1 protein-coding gene is annotated in these 233 nt (G+C 33.5%); it reads left to right on the top strand.

Annotation, left to right across the window (positions count from 1 at the left end):
- Nucleotides 1-233: hypothetical protein (locus tag SB764_RS44840; protein WP_410867415.1), on the top strand; the 233-nt coding region annotated here is incomplete at both ends.

Here is a 233-nt window from a genome sequence, read left to right as displayed (position 1 = left end):
GATGCTTATCCAATATTTACAAAAGCTCCAGACAATAATCGTCTGTTTCAATCTAAGCAGTTATTTAAAAATCCATTGGAAAAATCTGATGTTGTTTTGATTTATATGCAGGTTGATGGGACGAATGATACACCAGTTTGGAGAATTCTTCCTTATACACGTTTTGCACCAGATGGTTCTCCTGTTGACTATTCATATGACTTCAGCAAATTTGATGTTGTTTTTAGTGTAAA

The organism is Paraburkholderia sp. SIMBA_027 (assembly GCF_046535315.1).
Lineage (GTDB): Bacteria > Pseudomonadota > Gammaproteobacteria > Burkholderiales > Burkholderiaceae > Paraburkholderia > Paraburkholderia tropica.
The sequence above is the reverse complement of the archived record's forward strand: the minus strand, read 5'-3'. Positions and strand labels throughout refer to the sequence as shown.